This is a genomic window from Blautia wexlerae, assembly GCF_013300825.1.
In the GTDB taxonomy this organism is placed as follows: domain Bacteria; phylum Bacillota; class Clostridia; order Lachnospirales; family Lachnospiraceae; genus Blautia_A; species Blautia_A wexlerae_B.
The window spans coordinates 1-22,994 of the sequence record NZ_JAAIMY010000020.1 but is presented as its reverse complement, the minus strand read 5'-3'; the positions used below and the strand labels follow the sequence as shown (position 1 = coordinate 22,994).

At 42.0% G+C, this 22,994-nt stretch carries 20 protein-coding genes and 1 tRNA gene; 20 read left to right on the top strand and 1 reads right to left on the bottom strand.

All coding sequences use genetic code 11. The annotated features are described in order from the left end of the window. Positions 1–26 precede the first annotated feature (26 nt). The 11 genes from G4417_RS10980 (at position 27) to G4417_RS10930 (ending at position 11,008) form a co-directional block, all read left to right on the top strand. Positions 27–1,025 (top strand): phosphotransferase, encoded by a 999-nt coding sequence (locus G4417_RS10980; protein WP_173683462.1) that lies wholly within the window; start codon positions 27–29, stop codon positions 1,023–1,025. A 139-nt stretch (positions 1,026–1,164) separates the two neighbouring features. Then, positions 1,165–1,443, top strand: coding sequence for an HU family DNA-binding protein (locus G4417_RS10975; protein WP_008707945.1), 279 nt, complete (start codon positions 1,165–1,167; stop codon positions 1,441–1,443). A gap of 98 nt (positions 1,444–1,541) precedes the next feature. After that, positions 1,542–1,781 carry an RNA-binding S4 domain-containing protein gene (locus G4417_RS10970; RefSeq protein WP_008707948.1) on the top strand — a complete coding sequence of 80 codons (240 nt, stop codon included), beginning with the start codon at positions 1,542–1,544 and terminating at the stop codon, positions 1,779–1,781. 158 nt (positions 1,782–1,939) lie between these two features. Further along, on the top strand, positions 1,940–2,221 hold the full coding sequence (gene yabP, locus G4417_RS10965) for a sporulation protein YabP (RefSeq protein WP_173683461.1): 282 nt from the start codon (positions 1,940–1,942) through the stop codon (positions 2,219–2,221). A 3-nt stretch (positions 2,222–2,224) separates the two neighbouring features. Beyond that, on the top strand, positions 2,225–2,683 hold the full coding sequence (gene yabQ / locus G4417_RS17555) for a spore cortex biosynthesis protein YabQ (RefSeq protein ID WP_173683460.1): 459 nt from the start codon (positions 2,225–2,227) through the stop codon (positions 2,681–2,683). Next, on the top strand, positions 2,644–2,958 hold the full coding sequence (locus tag G4417_RS10955; RefSeq protein WP_022380528.1) for an FtsB family cell division protein: 315 nt from the start codon (positions 2,644–2,646) through the stop codon (positions 2,956–2,958). The genes yabQ and G4417_RS10955 overlap by 40 nt, the downstream gene beginning before the upstream one ends. Before the next feature lie 185 nt (positions 2,959–3,143). After that, positions 3,144–4,637: a SpoIIE family protein phosphatase gene (locus G4417_RS10950; protein ID WP_173683459.1), complete on the top strand. Its 1,494-nt coding sequence runs from the start codon at positions 3,144–3,146 to the stop codon at positions 4,635–4,637. 42 nt (positions 4,638–4,679) lie between these two features. Next, a complete protein-coding gene (gene tilS, locus G4417_RS10945; protein WP_173683458.1) occupies positions 4,680–6,128 on the top strand; it encodes a tRNA lysidine(34) synthetase TilS in 1,449 nt (482 codons plus the stop codon). After that, on the top strand, positions 6,121–6,651 hold the full coding sequence (gene hpt, locus G4417_RS10940) for a hypoxanthine phosphoribosyltransferase (protein ID WP_173683457.1): 531 nt from the start codon (positions 6,121–6,123) through the stop codon (positions 6,649–6,651). The genes tilS and hpt overlap by 8 nt, the downstream gene beginning before the upstream one ends. 16 nt (positions 6,652–6,667) lie before the next feature. After that, positions 6,668–8,521, top strand: coding sequence for an ATP-dependent zinc metalloprotease FtsH (gene ftsH, locus G4417_RS10935; protein WP_173683456.1), 1,854 nt, complete (start codon positions 6,668–6,670; stop codon positions 8,519–8,521). Between the two features lie 351 nt (positions 8,522–8,872). After that, positions 8,873–11,008 (top strand): glycoside hydrolase family 13 protein, encoded by a 2,136-nt coding sequence (locus tag G4417_RS10930; RefSeq protein ID WP_243872127.1) that lies wholly within the window; start codon positions 8,873–8,875, stop codon positions 11,006–11,008. Between the two features lie 133 nt (positions 11,009–11,141). On the opposite strand, the gene G4417_RS10925 is transcribed toward G4417_RS10930, so the two are convergent. Then, positions 11,142–11,223: transfer RNA gene (locus G4417_RS10925), tRNA-Tyr, on the bottom strand. A gap of 267 nt (positions 11,224–11,490) precedes the next feature. On the opposite strand from G4417_RS10925, the gene fba reads away from it, so the two are divergent. The 9 genes from fba (at position 11,491) to G4417_RS10880 (ending at position 22,844) form a co-directional block, all read left to right on the top strand. Beyond that, positions 11,491–12,354, top strand: a complete 864-nt coding sequence (gene fba / locus G4417_RS10920; protein ID WP_055054072.1) for a class II fructose-1,6-bisphosphate aldolase — start codon at positions 11,491–11,493, stop codon at positions 12,352–12,354. Positions 12,355–12,598: 244 nt separating this feature from the next. Then, entirely contained in the window at positions 12,599–13,873 is a 1,275-nt protein-coding gene (locus G4417_RS10915; protein ID WP_019160912.1) for an ABC transporter substrate-binding protein, read from the top strand. A gap of 86 nt (positions 13,874–13,959) precedes the next feature. Then, positions 13,960–14,814 (top strand): carbohydrate ABC transporter permease, encoded by an 855-nt coding sequence (locus G4417_RS10910; protein WP_019160913.1) that lies wholly within the window; start codon positions 13,960–13,962, stop codon positions 14,812–14,814. Continuing rightward, complete coding sequence (locus G4417_RS10905; RefSeq protein ID WP_118511254.1) at positions 14,814–15,653, top strand: carbohydrate ABC transporter permease; 840 nt, start codon at positions 14,814–14,816, stop codon at positions 15,651–15,653. The genes G4417_RS10910 and G4417_RS10905 overlap by 1 nt, the downstream gene beginning before the upstream one ends. 117 nt (positions 15,654–15,770) lie before the next feature. After that, positions 15,771–17,309 (top strand): response regulator transcription factor, encoded by a 1,539-nt coding sequence (locus G4417_RS10900; RefSeq protein WP_022379942.1) that lies wholly within the window; start codon positions 15,771–15,773, stop codon positions 17,307–17,309. Continuing rightward, positions 17,206–18,978: a cache domain-containing sensor histidine kinase gene (locus tag G4417_RS10895; protein WP_242859410.1), complete on the top strand. Its 1,773-nt coding sequence runs from the start codon at positions 17,206–17,208 to the stop codon at positions 18,976–18,978. The genes G4417_RS10900 and G4417_RS10895 overlap by 104 nt, the downstream gene beginning before the upstream one ends. Then, on the top strand, positions 18,975–20,684 hold the full coding sequence (locus G4417_RS10890) for an extracellular solute-binding protein (RefSeq protein ID WP_055200842.1): 1,710 nt from the start codon (positions 18,975–18,977) through the stop codon (positions 20,682–20,684). Before G4417_RS10895 ends, G4417_RS10890 begins: the two co-directional genes overlap by 4 nt. Positions 20,685–20,915: 231 nt before the next feature. After that, positions 20,916–22,268, top strand: a complete 1,353-nt coding sequence (locus G4417_RS10885) for a L,D-transpeptidase family protein (protein ID WP_243872126.1) — start codon at positions 20,916–20,918, stop codon at positions 22,266–22,268. A 39-nt stretch (positions 22,269–22,307) separates the two neighbouring features. Then, positions 22,308–22,844 carry a nitroreductase family protein gene (locus G4417_RS10880; protein ID WP_173683490.1) on the top strand — a complete coding sequence of 179 codons (537 nt, stop codon included), beginning with the start codon at positions 22,308–22,310 and terminating at the stop codon, positions 22,842–22,844. Positions 22,845–22,994: the final 150 nt, after the last annotated feature.

The following is a 22,994-nucleotide window of genomic DNA, read 5'->3' as shown; positions in this document are numbered from 1 at the left end:
AGAATTAAGATGATTAAGAGGGGGATATGTCATTGTATGATTACGGACTTGGCACTTTGGCTCAGTATGAGCTGACAGCAGACCGTTCTGCAAGGACAAGAGGAGCTTTACTCTGCTATACAGCTCAGGGACTTCTGATCCTGAGGGAATTTCACGGTTCTGAAAAAAAGCTGGAAAAACAGCAGGAGCTTTTGATGATACTTCAGGAAAATGGTATAAATACCGATTATTTTCTGCGGAATAATCAGGAAAGTCTGGTCAGTAAAGATAAGACTGAACAAAGGTTTACACTTCAGCACTGGTATGAAGGAAAAGAGTGTGACACAAAATCCCGGGAAGATATTTTAAAAAGTGTCCGGACACTGGCAAGGTTACATATTTTAATGAAAATGGAACCTGTGGAGGAATACAGGGAAAGATCTCTCAGGGAGGAATATCTCCGGCACAATCAGGAGCTTCGTAAGATACGCAAATTTATACGGAACAAAGGAGCATCCAATGTATTTGAGAAAAATTATCTGGCAAGTGTGGAGCAGTTTCTTGAAAGGGCACAGTATGCAGTAAAGCTTCTGGACGAGACGGATTATGATGATCTCAGGGAAAGGGCATGGCGGGAAGGACAGGTATGTCATGGAGAATATAATCAGCATAATGTTCTGATGCTGAAAAATGATCATTTTGGGACGGCAGTCACAAATTTTGGTCACTGGAGTTTTGATATTCAGATAGCAGATTTGTATCGTTTCATGAGAAAAATACTGGAAAAATATAACTGGAATCTGGACCTGGCAGGGGAAATGCTCAGGGAATATCATAAAATCCGTCCGATCTCGGCAGAAGAATGGAAAAATCTGCGTGTGCGTTTCACTTATCCTGAAAAATACTGGAAACTGGCAAATTATTATTATTCACACAAAAAGGTGTGGATTTCAGAGAAAAATGTGGAAAAGCTTCTGAATCTTATCAGACAGAGAGAAATCTGGGAGAATTTTGCAGAGGAATGTTTCAGGGATTATCCTCAGTAACAGTGCGGAACAGTTGTGCGGAACAGTTACGAAAAACCTTGACAATATGGGGAAAAAGGTATATATATAGAGGATAGAGCTCTGTCGCTTTGGGCAGATGCCACCAAACAAGAAAGAGATCATTAGAGGAGGAAACACCATGAATAAAACAGAATTAGTAGCAGCTATGGCGAAAGAGACAAACTTATCCAAGAAGGACGTAGAAGACGTTCTGAAATCTTTCGTTGATGTCGTTTCTAAAGAACTGAAAAATGGCGGAAAAATCCAGTTAGTAGGATTTGGTACATTCGAAGTAAGTGAAAGAGCTGCTCGCGAGGGAAGAAATCCTCAGACTGGTGAAACTATGAAAATCGAAGCTTCTAAATCACCGAAATTCAAAGCTGGAAAAGCATTAAAAGATATGGTTAACGGTAAATAATAAAGGCGATAACCGGGGGAACGAAAGTTCCCCTTTTTTGATACTCCGGTGAGGCAATTCGTGAGTATTCATTTAGAGAACATTTACAGGAGCAGAATATGAGATTAGATAAATACTTAAAGGTGTCACGTCTGATCAAGCGACGTACAGTGGCAAACGAAGCCTGTGATGCAGGAAGAGTTCTTGTCAACGATAAGCCTGCCAAGGCATCTGTACAGGTAAAGACGGGAGATACCATTGAAATCCAGTTTGGAAGTAAGAATGTCAAAGTAGAAGTACTGGATGTAAAAGAAACTGTCAAAAAAGAAGATGTAGAGAGTATGTACAAATATCTTTGATTCCTGATGATAATTTGCTGCTTTTTTGGCATTTATACAGTGGGTGCATATAAATTTTTAACATTTTATTGTCTATTTCTATTTTCCGGCACATAAACTACTGATAAGTAACAGATTTGCAGGTCATAGTTTCCGGAGGCTGTGATCGGGAGGCGTCTGTGGAAGAGAAGAAGATACTTTCAACTCACAGCCTGATGCTGGAAAACCGTCAGAACGGGAGAATTACCGGGGTAAAGGATATTAAATCCTTTGATGAAAAAGAAATCCTGCTTTTTACACAGGCAGGGAAACTTGTGATAAAGGGAGAACAGCTTCATGTGAAGCAGCTTGATCTGAAAAAGGGAGAAGTAGATCTGGAAGGAAGAGTGGACAGTCTTACCTATCTGTCGAAGAACACAGATAACAGGGATGAGTCTTTATTTAAAAGGATGTTCAGGTAAGAAATGAGTACATTTATTCATCATGAATTACTTCTGCTGCTTTGGACGATAGCTGTGGGAGCGGTTCTCCTTTTGTGTTATGATCTGCTGGCTGCATTACGGAGTATTTTTGCACATTCGGATAAAGCTGTTGGAGTGGAAGATATTCTGTACTGGCTTTGCTGTGCCTTTTTTGTTTTTGAGGAGATTTACAGGAGCAATGAAGGAATCCTGCGTTTTTTTATGATTTTGGGATTTTTGTCCGGAGCGTATATCTGCCACAGGAGCATTAGCGGTATTTTTGTAAAATGCTGTACGAAACTTATGGAGATTCCTGTAATAATTATTAAATTTTTGATAAAATGGTTGCTATTTCCGGTCAAAAGATGTAAACTTCTGTGGTATAAAGCGTATAAATGTGCTAAAAAAGGAAGGCTGGCAAATTGGGCAATTCTAAGAAAAGGAAGAAAAAAAAGAAAGTAGGGTATAACTCTCTTGGAATGATTGCGATTGCACTGGTTGTTTTAGTCCTTCTGGGAGGACTTATGCTAGAAAGTAATGACCTCAAGGAACGCCTCACAGGATATGATGCTAAGGCCGCCACTCTTCAGCAGCAGATTGAAGATGAGCAGACCCGTACAGAAGAAATTGATAAATTAAAGAAATATATGGAGACAGACGAATATGCAGAAGAGGTTGCCAGAGAGAAACTGGGACTTGTGAAGGACAATGAGACTGTTTTTAAGAAACAGCAGTAATAAATGTCGAAAACTTTTGTGGAGGATTCGTCTGTGTTTGACAGATATTTCAGAAACCTTTCCATATAATATCTGTAACTGTTTAGTACCTTATGAAACAGTGGACTGCTGGACGGTTATTGAGATTCTCTGATAAAATGCAGCAGTCTGCAATGTGAAGAGAAGGAATAAGGGGAGGGGAGAATATGCAGGAATGGATGATTGCCATGCTCGTTATCAGTATTATGCTGATCATACGGGACATGGCAAAAACTATTTTAGCAGAAAATCTGCCGGATACAGAAGAGTTTCTGTCTCTGCAGGAGGGCCATCCTCAGAAAGAGAGAGTGGAGAAGTATGCGGCATCTTTTCAGAAACTGGCAGATACTTTCTACGGGATGCCATATCGGAGAGATTATCTGAGCAGCAGGCAGATTGAGAGGATCATCGGGGACACAAATGCAAAGGTATGCAGCAGATGCTATCAGAGAGAAATCTGCTGGGGAGAGCACAGCCAGGAATTGGCAAAAGGAGTAGAGGCACTGGTGCGTTCCATGGAGAGCGGGGATGAAGAAAATATCAGAGGAATCCGTGCTGACTGGACAGGCATATGTCCCCGTTCTGTACAGTATTATGAGACAGTTACAGAGAATTTTCAGAAAGAGCGACAGAACCTGATGTGGGATAACCGTATGATCGAGAATCGGCTGGCAGTAGCACAGCAGTTGATGGAGGTTTCCCGTATAATGGAAAATGTAGCCAGTGATCTGTACGATCTGGAGAGAGGAACACAGCAGTTTGAAGAGGAACTTCGTAAGGGGCTGAGAAAAAGTCATGTAATTCTGCGTCAGGCCTGGGTGATGGACAAGGTGAAGGGGCATAAACAGATTTTTCTCACCATGCGTGCAAGAAGTGGTCAGTGTATTTCCATGACAGAGATCGCACAGCTTCTTTCTAAGTCTTGTGGAACTTCCATGGTACCGGTAAATGGAAGCAGATGCATTGTAAACGGAGAATACCATACAGTACACTTTATTGAGGATGTAAGCTACCAGATCCTTTACGGAACTGCCAGGCTGACCAGAGAGGAAGAGAAGGTTTCCGGAGATAATTATATATGCAGGCAGGAGGACGGTGGCAGATTTGTCATGTGCCTTTCGGATGGTATGGGTTCAGGCATGGAAGCATGCAGAGAGAGTGAGACAGTTGTGGAACTTCTGGAGCAGTTTATGGAATCAGGATTTTCACAGGAAACTGCGGCAAAGATGGTAAATTCGGCTCTGGTACTCAAAGGAGAAGATGGAATGTTTTCCACAGTGGATATCTGCGCAGTGGATCTGTATACAGGGATCTGCAATTTTCTGAAAGCAGGGGCAGCATCTACTTTTATTAAAAGAGATCACTGGGTGGAATCTATTACTTCTGAGAGTCTGGCAGCAGGGCTTGTGCAGCAGATCGATTTTGAGACAGCATCCAGAAAGCTGTACCATGGGGATTATCTGATCATGATGACAGACGGTGTCCTGGATGCATTGCCGAATCAGAAAGAGGAAGAAACCATGAAAGAGATTATTATGGATGTTCATGAGGAATCACCGAAAGATTTCGGCAGGGGAATTCTGGAACGGGTGCTGGGATACAGTGATTACCATGCGCGGGATGATATGACAGTGCTGGTGGCAGGTGTGTGGAAAAAATAATGCCGCCAGACAGTAAGAAAGAAAAGGAAATCAGGATAAAAGATGGAAAGAAAAGTTCTTGCTTACATAAAGCAAAACAGGATGATCGGGAAAAAAGATATGGTTCTGGCGGGAGTATCCGGTGGAAGTGATTCTATGGCAATGCTTCACATTTTAAAGGAACTTCAGGAAAAACTGGATTTTACACTGAGAGTGGTTCATGTACATCATGGAATACGTGGAAAGGAAGCGGACAGAGACCGAAGCTTTGTGGAAAACATATGCCGGAAGTGGCAGATTCCATGTACTGTTTATTGTTATGATGTTCCGGGACTGAGCCGGGAGTGGAAACTGGGCGAGGAGGAGACGGGAAGGATTGTAAGAAAAGAAGCTTTTCAGAGGGAAGCTGCCGTCTGTGGAATGAAGATAAAAATTGCATTAGCGCATAATCAGGAGGATCTTGCAGAAACTATGCTTCATAATCTTTGCAGAGGAACGGGATTACGTGGGCTGTGTACCATGCGTCCTGCGGATGGAGAGATTATCCGCCCAATCCTGTGTCTGAGCAGGGAAAAAATCACAGGATATCTGAAAGAAAAGAAGATTCCGCATATTCAGGACAGCACTAATCTGTCGGATGAATATACCAGAAACCGGATCCGGCATCATATTCTTCCTATGTTGGAACAACAGGTCAATGGAAAGGCAGCGGCACATATGGCAGAGACAGCGGCAAGGATTTCCCAGGCAGAGGAATATCTCACACAGCAGAGTTGTCAGGTGCTGAGAGAATTTCAGAAAAATAATGGCTATTATTTTACAGAAAAATTTTTCATGGAGCCTCAGATCATCCGGATTTATGCATTACAGCAGGCAATGGAACAACTGGCAGGCAGGCGGAAGGATCTGACAGCCGTCCATTATGACAAGGTTCTGGAACTCTATGAAATGCAGACTGGAAGGCGGATCAGCCTTCCCTATCGTATGGAAGCCAGAAGAGATTATGAGGGAGTAAGGCTTTTCCGGTACGGAGAGGAGAAGTCAGCCGGGGTGACCAATCAGGCACATGAAAGTTCAGATATCCGGACCGGAAAAACAGTCTGCGAAAAAGAGAGTGCAGGCCTGGAATGGCAAATCAGGATTCCGGGAACCGTCACTAGTCCGCTGGGAATTTTTACGGCAGAAATATTTTCGTATGAAGGTCAGAAGATTGAAGAAAAAAAGTATACGAAATGGCTGGATTATGATAAAATAAAAAAGAATCCGCATATCCGCACCAGACGTACAGGAGATTATATGGTCATTAACGCGCAGGGGAATACCAAGAAGCTGAACCGCTGTATGATCGATGAGAAAATCCCGTCGGAATACAGAGACAGCATTCCGCTGATCGCATGCGGAAATGAAATCCTCTGGATGGTGGGAAGCAGGATGAATGAGAGGTATAAAATTAACCCCCAAACCAGGAAGGTGTTAGTATTAAATTACCAAGGAGGAAACGAAAATGAGTGAGAAAATCAAAGTTTTACTCAGCGAAGAGGAAGTAGATTCCCGTATTAAGCAGATTGCAGCAAAGGTCAGTAAGGATTATGCAGGCAAGGAAATCCATTTAATCTGTGTATTAAAAGGTGGTGTATTCTTTACCTGTGAACTTGCAAAGAGAATCACAGTGCCGGTTTCTCTTGACTTTATGTCTGTATCCAGCTATGGTGATGACACCAAATCCAGCGGTGTTGTAAAGATCGTCAAAGACCTTGACCAGCCACTGGAGGGTAAAGATGTTCTGATCGTAGAGGATATCATTGACTCAGGAAGAACCTTAAGCTATCTTATCGAGATCCTGAAGCAGAGAAATCCAAACAGTATCCGTCTGTGTACATTGCTGGACAAACCGGAGCGAAGAGTCAGAGATGTAAAAGTTGATTACTGCTGCTTTAACATCCCGGATGAATTTGTAGTAGGCTATGGTCTGGACTATGCACAGAAATACAGGAATCTTCCATTCATCGGAGTAGTGGAACTGGGGGAAGACTGAAAGGAGATTTAAGTAAGTGAATAAACAGCCAAGCAGAATTGGTCTGTATCTGGTGCTGGTCATTGCGCTGGTAGCCGGTTATTTTTATCTGAATAACCAGGTGGTTTCCCAGAGCAATTACACGCAGAAGCAGTTGGAGCAGGCTCTTGAAGACAACAAGGTGGTTGATGCAACAATTCAGCAGAACAGAGAAGTGCCTACGGGCTCTGTGATCGTAGATACCACTGACTCCGGTCAGAAGAAAGTCTATGTGACAGATGTAAATCAGGCAATCGAACTGCTGAACAAATATGATATTGATGTTACAACCCAGGATGTACCTGGAGACAATGTATTTCTGACAACCTTACTTCCAGTTATTCTCACAGGTGCCCTTGTGATCTTTCTGATCATGATGATGAACCGTCAGATGGCTGGCGGCGGTGGTGGCGGAAATGCCAAGATGATGAATTTCGGCAAGAGCCGCGCAAGAATGTCATCTCCGGATGATAATAAGAAAGTTACCTTTGACAAAGTTGCAGGTCTGCAGGAGGAGAAGGAAGATCTGGTAGAAGTAGTGGATTTCCTGAAATCTCCGCAGAAATATACAAAAGTAGGTGCAAGGATTCCCAAGGGCGTGCTGCTTGTGGGTCCTCCCGGAACAGGTAAGACACTTCTGGCAAAGGCAGTGGCAGGAGAAGCGGGAGTTCCGTTTTTCTCCATTTCCGGTTCTGATTTTGTGGAAATGTTTGTCGGTGTAGGTGCATCACGTGTGCGTGATCTTTTTGAAGAAGGCAAACGCCATGCACCATGTATTATTTTCATTGATGAGATTGATGCAGTTGCAAGACAGCGTGGAACCGGTATGGGCGGCGGACATGATGAGAGAGAGCAGACACTGAACCAGCTTCTGGTAGAGATGGATGGCTTTGGTGTGAATGAGGGAATCATTGTGATGGCAGCGACTAACCGCGTGGATATCCTGGATCCTGCAATTTTGCGTCCGGGACGTTTTGACCGTAAGGTTGCAGTGGGACGTCCGGATGTGAAGGGAAGAGAAGAAATCCTCCGCGTTCATGCCAAGGACAAACCTCTTGGAGAGGATGTAGATCTGGCTCAGATTGCCAGAACAACAGCAGGATTTACAGGTGCAGATCTGGAGAATCTTCTGAATGAAGCTGCCATTGAAGCAGCGAGAAAGGGAAGAGGATTTATCCTTCAGTCTGATATCAAAGGTGCTTTTATCAAAGTAGGCATCGGTGCAGAGAAGAAGAGTAAGGTGATCTCTGAGAAAGAGAAAAAGATCACCGCGTATCATGAATCCGGACATGCGATCCTGTTTCATGTACTTCCGGATATGGATCCTGTCTACACGATTTCCATTATCCCGACAGGAATGGGGGCAGCAGGTTACACCATGCCTCTTCCGGATAATGATGAGATGTTTAATACCAAAGGAAAAATGCTTCAGGATATTATGACACTGTTAGGCGGGCGTATAGCAGAGGAAATTATCTTCGGGGATATTACGACTGGTGCATCCAATGACATCAAACGTGCAACTGCGACAGCCAGAAGTATGGTTATGAAATACGGAATGTCTGATAAACTTGGTCTTATCTGTTATGGTGATGACGATGACGAGGTATTTATCGGCAGAGACCTGGCTCATACCAGAAGTTACAGCGAGGATGTTGCCAAGGCCATTGATGAAGAAATCCGCCGTATTATCAGTGAGTGTCATGACCAGGCAAAGAAGATTATTCTGGAACATGAGGACGTTCTGCACAAGTGTGCAAGCCTTCTTCTCGAGAAGGAAAAAGTGCACAGAGACGAATTTGAAGCACTTTTCACAACACAAAATTTGGAAACAGAAAACAACGATATATAAGATAAACAAAAAAGTGTGCCAAATTTTGTGAAGTTTGTGCACACTTTTCTCTTGCCTCATGGTATTATATAAACCGTAAAAACCCCCCAATACATTATATAGTTTTTGCTACACCCCATAAGAAGAAATACCTTCTCCAAAAAAGCCAGCTTATCCCGCTGGCTTTTTTACTGTCTTAAAATATCATTACTGTTTACGTTATTTTCAGCAATGAAATATCTGCTTCGCCGGAATCCGGCAGTCCAAAATACTGTGACAGAATGAATGGTTGTGCAGAATCACTGAATATATAAGTATTTTTGGGAAAAACAGATGGTTGTCAGATGGTTTATTTTAGGATAAAATAATAAAATGATAAATGACAGAGAGGACTGGACGGAAATGGAACATGAAAAAGCAGACATAAAAAAAAGAATGCAGTACATCCTGAATATGCGTCCTGTGTTTAATAAAGAGGCGCTTTTCAGTGACGGAACAGAATATTACAGAACACCTGCAGAACCAAAGGCAGGAGATACAGTAACGATCAAATTCCGTACCCAGAGAAATAATGTAGATTCTGTATATCTGGTAAGCCAGGAGCAGCGTGTGCAGATGGAGATTTGCGGGACAGAGAACGGATTTGATTATTATTCTGCCCAGGTGACGATTGGAGCGGATATCTTTCGTTATTATTTTGAGATACAGTATGGATGGGTAACCTGTTATTACAATAATCAGGGAGTCTGTATGAAACATGAGGGCAGGATGGATTTTGAGATTTATCCGGGCTTTGATACTCCAAGGTGGGCCAAAGGTGCGGTAATGTACCAGATTTATGTAGACCGTTTTCTTAACGGAGATCCTACCAATGATGTTGTGACCGGAGAATATCATTATATTGGAGATAAGAGTGTACAGGTAGAACAGTGGAATAAGATTCCGGCAGTGATGGGTGTGCGTGAATTTTACGGCGGTGACCTGCAGGGAATTATGAACAAACTGGATTATCTGCAGGATCTGGGAGTCGAGGTTATTTATTTAAATCCGATTTTTGTTTCTCCAAGTAATCATAAGTATGACTGTCAGGATTATGATTATGTGGATCCACATTACGGCAGGATTGTAGAAGATTGTAATGAGGGAATCCTTCTTGGAGACGACGATGATAATTCCCATGCATGGAAATATATCAAGCGTGTGTCAGATAAGAAGAATCTGGAAGCAAGTAATGAGCTTTTTGCGAAACTGACAGCAGAGATTCACAGAAGAGGAATGAAGATCATTCTGGATGGTGTGTTCAATCACTGCGGTTCTTTTAATAAGTGGATGGACAGAGAACGTATTTATGAGAATCAGGAAGGATATCCCAAAGGAGCTTATGTTTCCGCAGACAGTCCTTATCGGAACTTCTTCTCTTTTAATGATCCTAATGGGTGGCCATATAATACCTCCTATGATGGCTGGTGGGCACATGATACACTGCCTAAATTAAATTATGAGGGTTCCAGAGAACTTTATGATTATATTCTTCGTGTTGGACAGAAATGGGTATCTGCTCCTTATAATGTAGACGGTTGGAGACTGGATGTGGCGGCGGATCTGGGACACAGCAATGAATTTAATCATCAGTTCTGGAAAGATTTCCGGAAGGCAGTGAAAACTGCCAATCCCAATGCTATTATCCTGGCAGAGCATTACGGTAATCCGGAAGGCTGGCTGAAAGGTGATGAATGGGATACAGTCATGAACTATGACGCATTTATGGAGCCGCTGACCTGGTTCCTGACAGGTATGGAGAAGCACAGCGACGAGTATCGTGAAGACTTGTTAGGAAACAGTGAGGCTTTTATCGGAGCTATGAAAACGCACATGAGAGCGCTTCATATGTCTGCACTTCAGACAGCCATGAATGAATTGTCAAATCATGACCATTCCAGATTCCTGACCAGAACCAATCACAGGGTAGGACGAATTTCCTATGCAGGTCCGGAGGCAGCATCTGAGGGAGTAAATCCGGCAGTTATGCGTGAGGCGGTTACCATCCAGATGACCTGGCCGGGCGCACCGACTGTATATTACGGAGATGAGGCAGGACTCTGCGGATTTACAGATCCGGATAACAGACGCACTTACCCGTGGGGGCGTGAGGATTACCAGATGATTGATTTCCATAGGGTGATGATCCGTATCCATAAGAGCTATGAAGTGCTAAAGACAGGATCACTGGGATTTCTGTGGAATGATTATCAGGGACTCTGTTATGCGAGATTCTCTCATGATGAGCAGATGATTGTGATCGTAAATAACCGGGAAGAAAGCCGGGAAGTAGAGATTCGGTTATGTCAGGCTGGGATCAGCCGTCTGGAAGATACGAGACTGGAGAGGATTGTTATGACCTCAGCAGAAGGATTCACAGAAGAACGTGAAGAATACACAGCCTCTGCAGGAATCCTGAAAATTACAATGCCGGCATTTGGTGGGGTGGTTTTGCATCACAAAAATTAACTATAGTAAGTACCGGAGCAAATTGTGAATATGAGTCTTACTTGGGCAGCAGTCTTTTCTGGAAGAAGAGGCTGCTGTTTTATAGAAGAAAGTTTATGAAAAAAAGGTTCAGACATTTGTCTGAACCTTTTGATGGATGGAGAAGGATTCGAACCTTCGAAAGCGTTGCTAACAGATTTACAGTCTGCCCCCTTTGGCCACTCGGGAATCCATCCTTGAACCGAAACTTATTATATATGAAATGTTTAAATAATGCAAGCACTTTTTGGTAAATTATAAAAAAATATTGTATATTGTGTATTACAGGCTCTTTTGTATACATCAGATGTAATTTTGTTTGTCATTTTTTTAGCAAAAGAGTAGACGAAAAAGCAGAAATCTGGTAATATAACCATGTCTGGATATAGATGTAATTCCATATCGGAGATTGAGTAGAGTAACTGAGACTGAACACAGTTACTACAGATTAGGAGGAATTTATCATGTTAGTAAGCGCAACAGAAATGCTGAAAAAAGCAAAAGCTGGTCATTATGCAGTTGGACAGTTCAACATCAACAACCTTGAGTGGACAAAGGCTATCCTTTTAACAGCTCAGGAACTGAACTCTCCTGTAATCCTTGGTGTATCCGAAGGTGCTGGTAAATATATGACCGGTTATAAAACAGTTGTTGGTATGGTTAATGGAATGATGGAAGAACTGAACATCACTGTTCCTGTAGCTCTTCATCTTGACCACGGCAGCTATGAAGGATGTTTAAAATGCGTTGAAGCAGGATTCTCATCCATCATGTTCGACGGATCTCATTACCCGATCGAAGAAAACGTTGCAAAAACTAAAGAACTGGTTAAGATCGTTGCTGAACACGGAATGTCTCTGGAAGCAGAAGTTGGCTCCATCGGTGGTGAAGAAGACGGTGTTGTAGGAATGGGCGAATGCGCAGATCCTCAGGAATGCAAGATGATCGCAGACCTTGGCATTGATTTCCTTGCAGCAGGTATCGGTAACATCCATGGAAAATATCCGGCTAACTGGAAAGGCTTAAGCTTTGAAACTCTGGATGCAATCCAGAAACTGACAGGAGAGATGCCTCTGGTACTTCACGGTGGCACAGGTATCCCGGCAGATATGATCAAGAAAGCTATCGACCTTGGCGTATCCAAGATCAATGTAAACACAGAATGCCAGCTTTCTTTCGCAGCAGCTACACGTAAATACATCGAAGAAGGAAAAGATCAGCAGGGTAAAGGATACGATCCGCGTAAACTTCTTGCACCTGGCTTCGAAGCAATCAAAGCTACTGTTAAGGAAAAAATGGAATTATTCGGATCAGTTAACAAAGCCTGAGACATAAAGACGTAAAGACATAAAGGCATAAAGAGAGAACAGACTCTGACAGGATTGACCTGACGGGGTCTGTTTTTTTTTCTTCTTTTTTATGATATAAAAAAATGTATATATAAAAAAATCAATATCTGAAAAATTTATCATGTTTCTTGATTTTTTATCATGGCGAAATCCTGATGAAAAATTTACAATATACTTAAGTTAAGAAACAGAAAACATCATAGGAAAAGGAGAGAAAAGGATTATGAAGATGAAGAAAGTAACAGCAATGGGAATGGCAGTACTTATGGCAGCAACTATGATTCCGGCAGTACCGGCAATGGCTGATGATGCCGGAAAGGTTTATTACTTAAACTTCAAACCGGAGCAGGATGAAGACTGGCAGAACTTGGCAAAAGAATACACAGAGGAAACTGGTACAGAGGTAACTGTTGTTACAGCAGCTTCCGGACAGTATGAGACAACACTTCAGTCAGAAATGGCAAAGAGTGATGCACCTACTTTATTCCAGGTAAACGGACCGGTTGGACTGAAAAACTGGAAAGATTACTGCTATGATCTGAAAGATTCCGATATTTACTCACAGCTGACATCTGATTCCTACAGCTTAAAGGATGGAGATGCAGTGGACGGAATCGCATATGTAATCGAATCCTATGGCCTGATCGTAAATAAGACCTTACTTGAAAAAGCAGGATATACTCTGGACGATATTAAATCTTTTGATGATTTAAAGAAAGTTGCTGATGATATCCAGAGCAAAAAAGATGATCTGGGAATTAAGGGAGCATTTACTTCTGCAGGTATGGACGGATCCTCTGACTGGAGATTTAAAACACATCTTGCAAACCTTCCAATCTACTATGAGTACAAAGAAGACGGAATCGATGATACAGATGCGATCAAAGGTACATACCTTGATAACTACAAGAATGTATTTGACCTTTACATTACAGATTCTACTTGTGACGGTTCTGAGCTTTCTGCAAAAACAGCAGATGACTCCAGAAATGAATTTGTAAATGGTGAAGCAGTATTCTATCAGAATGGTTCCTGGGAATATAGTGAACTTTCTAAAACATTCAAAGATGACGAGCTGGCTATGATCCCGATCTACTTTGGTGTAGATGATGCAAACGAAGGTCTTGCAACCGGTACAGAGAATTACTGGTGTGTAAATAAGAATGCATCTGAAGCTGATGTAAAAGCAACACTTGATTTCATGAACTGGTGTGTAACCTCTGAGGCAGGAACAAAATCCATGGCTGAAGATATGGGATTCACAATTCCTTTCAAAACAGCAGAGGCACCAAGCAATGTATTTGTAAAACAGGATGCAGAGTACACAGAAGCTGGTCTGACACCTGTATCATGGAACTTTACAACAATGCCATCTGAAGAGTGGAAAAATACTCTTGGATCTGCTCTTACAGCATATGCAGCAGGATCTGGCTCCTGGGATGATGTTAAGAGTGCGTTTGTTGACAACTGGGCAACAGAGAAGGCACTTTCCGAATAATGAATAAAAAAATAAGGGAGGCAGAGATTCCTGTCTCCCTTTTATAGATTCTAAGCAGAGAGTGGGAAGAAGAGGAGAGATTTACCATGGTAGGAAAAACAATCAAAAAGTGGTGGCCGATTTTCGTTGTGCCTACACTGGCTGCATTTATAATCGGATTTTTGTGGCCGTTTATTTGGGGAATTTACCTTTCATTTTGTAAATTTACCACAGTGCAGGATGTTACTTTCGTAGGATTTTCAAACTATCAGAAAATATTGCTTGACAATACTTTCAGCCATGCGTTCTGGCTGACTGTGGCATTTGCCTTTATATCCAGTATTCTGATCAATGTTCTGGCATTTGCCATTGCACTGGCGCTGACAAAAGGATTCAAGGGAACCAATGCATTCAGAACAGTATTCTTTATGCCAAACCTGATCGGCGGTATTGTTCTTGGATACATCTGGCAGACCTTATTAAATGGTCTGTTATCCAAATGGGGACAGCCGCTGCTGGCTTTGTCTGCAAAGAACGGATTTATCGGTATGCTGATCCTTCTGTGCTGGCAGCAGATCGGATATATGATGATCATTTATGTGGCAGGTCTGAATAATGTTTCACCTGACCTTATCGAAGCGGCACAGATTGACGGAGCTACATCCAGACAGATTCTGTTCAAGATTAAATTACCGATGATCATGCCGTCTGTTACAATCTGTACTTTCCTTACACTGACAAATGGATTTAAAATGTTCGACCAGAACCTTTCTCTTACAGGCGGAGATCCTGCCAAGCAGTCTCAGCTCCTTGCCTTGAATATCTATGATACATTCTATGCACGAAGCGGACCACAGTGGAAGGGAATCGGTCAGGCAAAAGCAGTTGTATTCTTTATTCTGGTTGTAGCCATTGCTCTTATTCAGCTTAAAGCAACATCATCTAAGGAGGTGCAGCAGTAATGGAAAACAATAAAAAGAAAAGTATTATTCCTACAATTATATTAACCATACTGTCCCTTCTCTGGATTTATCCTATTATACTGATCCTTTTAAACTCTTTAAAAAAGGAATCAGCCATTACAACTACAGGAGTATTTGAACTTCCTCTGGGTGAAATATGGAATGGATTTACAAACTATGTAGCCAGCGTAACACAGATGGATTTCCTGAAATCTTTCTGGTACAGCCTTGTAATCTCAGTTATGTCAGTAGTACTGATCCTGCTGTGCTGCTCTATGTGTGCATGGTATATTGTCCGTGTAAATGGAGTGCTTTCCAAGATTTTATACTATCTGTTCATATTTAGTATGGTAGTTCCTTTCCAGATGGTTATGTTCACTCTGGCAAAGACAGCAGATACACTGAAACTGAACACTCCTTATAATATCTGTATTATTTATCTGGGATTTGGTGCAGGACTGGCAGTATTTATGTTCACCGGTTTTGTAAAGGGAATCCCGCTGGAAATTGAAGAGGCTGCCCTGATCGATGGATGTAATCCGTTACAGGTATTTTTCAAGATCCTGATCCCGATTCTGAAGCCTACCATTATCTCCACTGCAATCCTTCAGCTGATGTGGGTATGGAATGACTATCTTCTGCCGACCCTGGTACTGGATATTAAGAAATATCGTACAATTCCTATGGCAGTACAGTACTTCCGCGGAAGCTTCGGTCATGTACAGATGGGACCGATGATGGCAAGTATTATGATCGATATTATCCCGATCGTTATTGTTTACCTGGTATGCCAGAAATATATTATTGAAGGTGTTGTTGCAGGTGCAGTAAAAGGATGATAAAATAGTATCAGACGCAGGCTGATATGGATAATAAGTGACTGAAAATAAAGATAGTTCCATAATTGCAGGAACTATCTTTATTTGTATATATAAGGGGGTAGGAGGTTAGAAGCTATGTATCGTGTATTAGTGGTTGATGATGAAAAAATAGAGAGAGAGGGAATTAAATTTCTGCTTTCCAGGGAAGAGGGAGAATTTGAGATTTCTGAGGCTTCCAACGGGCGCCAGGCATTGGAAATCCTGAGAAATGAGGAGATAGATATACTACTGACAGATATTAAAATGCCTCATATGGATGGCCTGGAACTGGCAAAGAAGGCAAAAGAGAAAAAAGAGGAGCTGCAGATCGTAATCTTTAGTGGCTATAACGATTTTTCCTTTGCCCAGGAGGCAATCCGTTATGGAGTGAAGGAGTATGTTTTAAAACCGGTGGATCCTGATATTTTCAGTGAAACACTGGAAAAGGTACGCAGTGAAATTGACAAAAATAAAAACCGCAAGATCAGAGATCAGAAGGAACAGGATTTTCTCCAGCAGTATTTTCTCCAGAATTATATTTACACAGGAAAAAAAGAAATTCTGGAAAAAGCCGGAGAAATGATCAACCTGGATACCTGGAATCAGTGGCACTGTGCCATTCTGGTGGAATCCTCCCAGAATTTTTTTGATACTGCAGATGAGAATCTGGCAGAGGATATGCGCAAGGAACTGCGGAGAATATTTTTCTATCTGAATCTGAATGCCAGACAGTCTCTGTTTTTGTTTAACGATGTATATTGCGATTATCTGTTGGTAGCCAATCAGCTGTATACTGTGATGAAGCGCCAGTATCCGGGAAGCTTTCATCTGGCAGTAAGCAGGAAGTTTGAGGGCTGTGAAGCATTGCCTGAGATCATGACAGAGCTGGAACAGCAGATGGAGGAGCGATTTTATCATCCGGAGAATCATGTATTCTCCAATGAGGAGGAAGAGTACAGTCATGTGGACAAGGCTGTCCAGGATTCCCAGCTGATGCAGAGAATTTCTGAGGACATCAGCAGAAAGGACATTCAGCAGCTGAAAGTCCATTTTCAGTGCCTTACGGACAAATACAAAAGCAGTACCCAGTTTTCGGCTATGTATATTAAATTTGTATTTTCCAATGTGATCCAGGCATTGTTTGAGGAAACACAGTTTTCAGAGGAACGCCGCCTGGATAAGGAGATTGACAGACTGTACAACTGCAGTGATATTTCACAGATTCTTCAGGTTACTGAGGAGAATATCCGGGAGTATGAAAATTTTCTGGAACGTTCTATGAGTGAATCCAGAAATGAGGTGGCTGCAGTGAAAAATTACATCTATCAGCACTACGGAGAGGATCTGAGCCTGGAGATGCTGGCAGAAAAGGTATATTTGTCCTCAGGATATCTGAGTTTTATTTTCAAAAAGGAAACAGGAATGAACCTGAACCGTTTTATCCGGGTATTCCGTATGGAGAAGGCAAAGGAGCTTCTGTGCAGCACAAATATGAAGGTGGCACAGGTAAGTGAAAAAGTAGGATTCTCCAATGTATCCTATTTTTGTCGAAGCTTCCGGGAATATTACGGAAGCAGCCCTGAGTCCTACAGGAAAGGAACAGGTGACGATGAAGAGAATCCGAAAGAAATTTAGAGATATGAAATACCGTCATAAGCTTACAATCCTGCTGGTGACATCCAGTCTGGTGCCTATGACGATGCTTGCTCTGTACAGCCATAACAGTATGAGCAGGCTGGTGCGCCATAATGAAGTGGAGGATACCTCATCCATCCTGGAACAGACCAGAGAAAGTATTGACAGCCAGATCGAAGTATATACAGGACTGATCAATTATCTTACCTATTCTCCGGATATTGAAGAAATGATCAATGAGAAAAACATGGATAATTATGTGGCATATGCCAAATATACCCAGATTGTGGATCCTCTTCTCACAGTGCCTAAATCCTATCATGATGCTATCAATCAGATACAGATTTTTGCAGACAGTATTAAAGTGAGACATGAATATACTCTTGTACCTATGGATGAGATAGGACAGGAATGGTGGAGCAGCCAGCTGAATGATGAAGTGCAGGTACAGTGGCTGGTAAATACGGAAAAACCGGAGATTGCGGCAGTGAGAAATATTTACGACGGAAGAAACCGCACGGCGGTTCTGTGTATTACTCTGGATTACAATAAAATATTCAAACCGTTGAAAAATATTATCTCAGAAGAATCTGGAACTATGGTGCTGGATCAGAGCCAGAATATTGTGTACCGCGATGAGAACATTCAGGATAATGACCTGGCAGATTTAGGGGAATCGGATAAAATTTTAGAGCAGATCAGCAAAGAATATGTAGCAGTAAATAGTACCAGTCAGAATACGGGCTGGAAGTTTTATCTGTATAAAACTAAAAAATCTGTAGAAAAATCAGTTTATCAGATGTTGTTTGCTGAGATTCCGCTGATCGCAGGTTGTGTACTGATCATTTTTATTCTGGGTATGGCTTTCTCCAGATTATTTACCCGCAAGATCGAAATGCTTACGGAAAATATGGATCAGGTAAATCATGGAAGCAGAGAGGTTACGGTTACCAGCGATGCAGAGGATGAGGTGGGGGTTCTGATCAGAAGCTTCCGCAGGATGATGGGGGAGATTGACCGTCTGATCAGTGAAGTTTACGAAAACAAAATAGCTCTTAAGGAATTTGAGCTGAAAGCGCTTACTGCACAGATCAATCCCCATTTTCTGTATAATTCTCTTTCCATTATTAACTGGATGGCTATTAAGAGCGGTCAGAAAGAAATCAGTAAGGTGACTCTGGATTTATCTACTTTTTATCGTACAGCTCTGAGCAAGGGAGAGGATATGGTAACTGTGGAGAATTGTATCCGTAATATTGAAGCTTATCTGTCTATTCAGTTGGTGATGCATGACAATGATTTTACAGTAGAGTGGAAGATTGATCCGCAGGTAAAAGCAGAAAAAGTCCCTAAACTGATCCTGCAGCCAGTGGTAGAAAATGCATTAGAGCATGGACTGGATGTAAAAGAAGAAGGAGATAAAATCCTGCAGCTGTCCTTTCTGGATGCCGGGGATGCAGTACTTCTCCGGGTAGAAGATAATGGAATGGGAATGGAACAGTCAGTGGCAGAATCGTTGGTTACTTACCAGGCAGAAGGGTATGGGCTGAAAAATGTGAACGATCGAATCTGTCTGCTTTACGGAGAGGAATATAAAATTCGTATCACCAGCAGTGTAGGTAAGGGAACAGTAGTAGAAATGCGGATTCCAAAGGGAGAAACATCATGATGATACAGAGTGTGACAAAGGCAGGAAAAAAGCTTTTTGTAATTCTGATTCTGGGAATAACTTTGCTTCAAAGCGGATGTAATAAAGCAACAAAGGAGACACAGCAGAAAGCAGAAAAAGCGGATGGGGTTGAGGAAAAGAAAAAAACTGAATCCGGGGACTGGGAAGAAGCCCGGACAACTCCCTATGGAAAGTATCCTGAAACTGTGACCTATACTCTTGCCCAGATGAATGGTGCCAATAATTCTAATCTGCCCCAGGGACAGACTTATGAAAATAATGAATATACCCGTTATCTGAAAAAGATGCTGAATATCCAGAATGAGAACACATACATGGAAAGTGAAGACAGATATGATGAATTTGTCAATGTGATTGTGAAAGATCGGATGCTCCCTGATGTCATGGTGATCTCGGACAAGAAAATGCTGGATGAAATGGTGGAAAACGATCTGATAGAAGATTTGACAGAGGTGTATGAATCCTGTACTACAGACAGAATCAAAGCTATGTATTCCAGTTATGGAACCGAGCTTCTGGATTCTGTGAAATATGACGGGAAGCTGATGGCAATGCCTGAGACTGTTATTGATCATGGTCCCTGCCTGCTCTGGCTTCGTAAGGACTGGATGGATAAGCTGGGATTAGAAGAACCGCAGACTCTGGAAGAAGCTTTTGATGTTATTGAAGCTTTTCAGAAAAACAGAATGGGTGCAGCACCTGGAGAAGATTCTATCGGACTGGTATGTGATACTTCACTGGTGGGAACTACGAGTAGTAGTTATTCTGTTGACCCTATTTTTCAGAAATTCGGAGCCAATCCCCAGAGATGGCAAAAGGGTGAGAATGGAGAAGTGGTATATGGTTCTCTTACAGAAGAGACGAAGAATGCACTGGAATATTTGAACCAGCTTTATGAAAGGGGAATTCTGGATGAGAATTTTGCACTGCGGGCCCAGAATAATCTAAGGGATCTGGTAGTCAGCGGAAAGTGCGGGGCGTTTTTCGGATTGTGGTGGACGCCTAATAATCCTCTTATGGATGAGTATGAAGAAGATCCGGACTCTGACTGGGAGCCATATTATTTTCCGGCAGAAATACAGAAAACGGCAGAAACCTATTCTACATTCAGAGACAACAAATATGTAGTGGTGCGAAAAGGTTATGAGCATCCTGAAATTGTAATGAAGATTTTGAGTGTACTTTTTGATTATACCAGGTATGAAGCAAAGGATGCAGATGAAATGAACAGCTATTTTGCCCTGAATGTGGATCCTACAGCAAGGCCGTTGGTGATCAATGTGGATTACAATGAAGCCACTTATCGTGTGACAGAGCATATTCAGAAGGTAATTGCAGGAGATATGGAAGAAGAGAAACTCAGTGCTATTGAGAAATCCTACTATCAGGCCTGCAGAAATTATATGGAGGGGCAGAATGTGACAGTGGAGGACTGGGCAGCTTACAAGTCCCGCATTTCTGCAGTAGGTCTTCTGGTGAAATCGGATTACAGGACTCCTGAGAAAATCTATCTGCAAACTTCAAATCTGGAAATTCCTCAGACTCTTGGTACTCTGGAGAAGAATACTTTTATCCAGATTATCATGGGGAAGCGCCCCATATCCTATTTTGATGAATTCGTAAGCAAATGGTATGAACAGGGAGGGGATCAACTGGTAAAAGCAATCCGGGAGGATTCCAGGTAATGCAAATATTTTGGTATAAATAAAAATTACAAAATCATATATTTTTCTGGTATAATTTTTCAGGCAGACTGTAAAACATTTTTTATAGCCTGCCTGAAACTTATTAGGCTTAAAAAGAGTACAAAAGAACAGGGGCGGGAAATGGATAATAAAGAAAAAAACAGAAAGAAAAAGATAAAAGTTATCCTGGGGATATGTATTTCAGTATTTTTATTTCTGGGAGGAGGATTGTTGGCTTATATACATAAAGTGGATACGGACACACTGGGGAGAAAAATTACCATATATGGTCTGGATGTATCAGGTCAGAATGTGGAGAAGGCCGGACAGACCATCCGGAAAGCATTTCAGGATAAAAAGGTTGTTTTCCGGGAGGATGGCAGTCAGGTATATCAGACAACTGTAGGGGAACTGGGATATTCTCTGGATGAGGGAACACTTCAGTCTGCACTTACAGCTTTGAAACAGCAGCGTGACCAGACAAGGACGTTTCTGGCCTCCTGGAAAAATTACAAAATAGAATATCAGGTAAACAAAGATGAGACAGCAGAACAAGCTGCTTTGACAGAAGATCATTTTGGAGAGAAAGAAAGAACGGAAGCCCAAAATGCTGAGATCAGATACAGCAAGAAGAACAAGAAATTTGTTATAGTAAAGCAGGTGGCAGGGACACAGATTGATGAAGAACGTCTTCGAAATTACGTGGACAAGACGCTGGAAGCAGAGTTTCAGGATAAGCTGCTCACCGGTGAAGTCAAGATAGATCTGAACCAGCAGGCATATAAGCAGCCTTCTGTAAAGGCTTCAAAAGAATTGAAAAAGGAATTGAAAAGCCTAAACGGACAATTGAAAAAATACCGCAAGGCTACCATAACCTATACCTTTGGAAATACGACAGAGACTCTGGATTCCAAAACTGTAAATTCCTGGATCAGTATTCAGGGAACAAAGATCATAATTGATCAGGAGCAGGCAGGTACCTTTATTTCACAGCTTGCCAATAAATACAATACCATTTATGTTCCCAGAACCTTTCATACCTCTATGGGTACGGATGTGACTGTGGAGGATAATGAATATGGTTACAGGATTGATCAGAGCGGAGAGCTAAGCCAGCTGCTTTCTGATCTGAAAAGCGGCAAGGATGTGGTCCGTGAACCGGTATACAGCAGCAAGGGGATGCAGAGAAACGGAACGGATGATCTGGCGGGCAGTTATATAGAAGTAAGCCTGGATGCACAGCACCTTTGGCTGTACAAAGATGGAGGGCTGGTGACGGAAACGGATATTGTCAGCGGAGCACCTACAGAGGAAAGACATACCTATACGGGAGCCTGGCCCATTGCCTATAAAGCAAGTCCTTTTACGCTTACCAGCGATGCATACGGATATGATACCAAGGTAAAATACTGGATGCCCTTTGTCTACGGGCAGGGGCTGCATGATGCGCCCTGGCAGTCGGCTTTTGGAGGAAATCGTTATAAGATAGGAAACGGAAGTCATGGATGTATCAATCTGCCGGAAGAAGAGGCTGCAATTATTTATGAAAATATTGACGGTGGATATCCCATTATTATATATTAAAAACAGCTTAATCCAAAATACAACAGGAGGAACTGGATGATGGAATTTCAGAAATTGATAGAAGTAAGAAGAAGTGTTCGAAAATATGCAACAGACAAAAAGGTCACAAAAGAAGAACTGATGGAGATGATTGGCGCTGCACAGGAGGCTCCTTCCTGGAAGAATACTGAGACAGGGAGATATTATTGTGTATTGTCTGAGGAGATGACAGAGAGAGTACGCAGGGAATGTCTGCCTGAGGGAAATGCCCGTAAGGCTGAAAATGCAGTACTGGTTGTAACTACTTTTGTAAAAGATAAAGCTGGTTTCCAGAATGACAAAACTGCGGATAATGAATTGGGCAATGGCTGGGGATGCTATGACCTGGGATTGCAGAATGAAAATTTTGTTTTGAAGGCAGCAGAACTGGGGTATGGAACTTTGATCATGGGGCTGAGGGATGGAGAGAAGCTTCGGAAGGTGCTGGATATTCCGGAAGAGGAAACGGTAGTGGCAGTGATTGCTGTGGGTGTGGCAGCAGAGGAGCCAAAGAGGCCTAGACGTAAAGAATTGGATGAGATTGTGAAGGTGTATTAATATATAGGATTGACAGAACGGAATCAGAGGTGAAGTTATTTTCCTCTGATTTCTTTGGATTACATTATTAATGATATGTTTTTATGGATGGAGGAAATTAACAGTTAAATATAAATTATAAAATCATATAAGTATATGTTGAGTTTTATA

Excerpts from the sequence above, each read along its gene's own strand:
- G4417_RS10980 (WP_173683462.1), top strand. The coding sequence starts at position 27 with ATGTCATTGTATGATTACGGACTTGGCACTTTGGCTCAGTATGAGCTG.
- G4417_RS10975 (WP_008707945.1), top strand. The coding sequence starts at position 1,165 with ATGAATAAAACAGAATTAGTAGCAGCTATGGCGAAAGAGACAAACTTA.
- G4417_RS10970 (WP_008707948.1), top strand. The coding sequence starts at position 1,542 with ATGAGATTAGATAAATACTTAAAGGTGTCACGTCTGATCAAGCGACGT.
- yabQ (WP_173683460.1), top strand. The coding sequence starts at position 2,225 with ATGAGTACATTTATTCATCATGAATTACTTCTGCTGCTTTGGACGATA.
- G4417_RS10950 (WP_173683459.1), top strand. The coding sequence starts at position 3,144 with ATGCAGGAATGGATGATTGCCATGCTCGTTATCAGTATTATGCTGATC.
- tilS (WP_173683458.1), top strand. The coding sequence starts at position 4,680 with ATGGAAAGAAAAGTTCTTGCTTACATAAAGCAAAACAGGATGATCGGG.
- hpt (WP_173683457.1), top strand. The coding sequence starts at position 6,121 with ATGAGTGAGAAAATCAAAGTTTTACTCAGCGAAGAGGAAGTAGATTCC.
- G4417_RS10930 (WP_243872127.1), top strand. The coding sequence starts at position 8,873 with ATGATAAATGACAGAGAGGACTGGACGGAAATGGAACATGAAAAAGCA.
- fba (WP_055054072.1), top strand. The coding sequence starts at position 11,491 with ATGTTAGTAAGCGCAACAGAAATGCTGAAAAAAGCAAAAGCTGGTCAT.
- G4417_RS10915 (WP_019160912.1), top strand. The coding sequence starts at position 12,599 with ATGAAGATGAAGAAAGTAACAGCAATGGGAATGGCAGTACTTATGGCA.
- G4417_RS10910 (WP_019160913.1), top strand. The coding sequence starts at position 13,960 with ATGGTAGGAAAAACAATCAAAAAGTGGTGGCCGATTTTCGTTGTGCCT.
- G4417_RS10905 (WP_118511254.1), top strand. The coding sequence starts at position 14,814 with ATGGAAAACAATAAAAAGAAAAGTATTATTCCTACAATTATATTAACC.
- G4417_RS10900 (WP_022379942.1), top strand. The coding sequence starts at position 15,771 with ATGTATCGTGTATTAGTGGTTGATGATGAAAAAATAGAGAGAGAGGGA.
- G4417_RS10895 (WP_242859410.1), top strand. The coding sequence starts at position 17,206 with ATGTATCCTATTTTTGTCGAAGCTTCCGGGAATATTACGGAAGCAGCC.
- G4417_RS10890 (WP_055200842.1), top strand. The coding sequence starts at position 18,975 with ATGATGATACAGAGTGTGACAAAGGCAGGAAAAAAGCTTTTTGTAATT.
- G4417_RS10880 (WP_173683490.1), top strand. The coding sequence starts at position 22,308 with ATGGAATTTCAGAAATTGATAGAAGTAAGAAGAAGTGTTCGAAAATAT.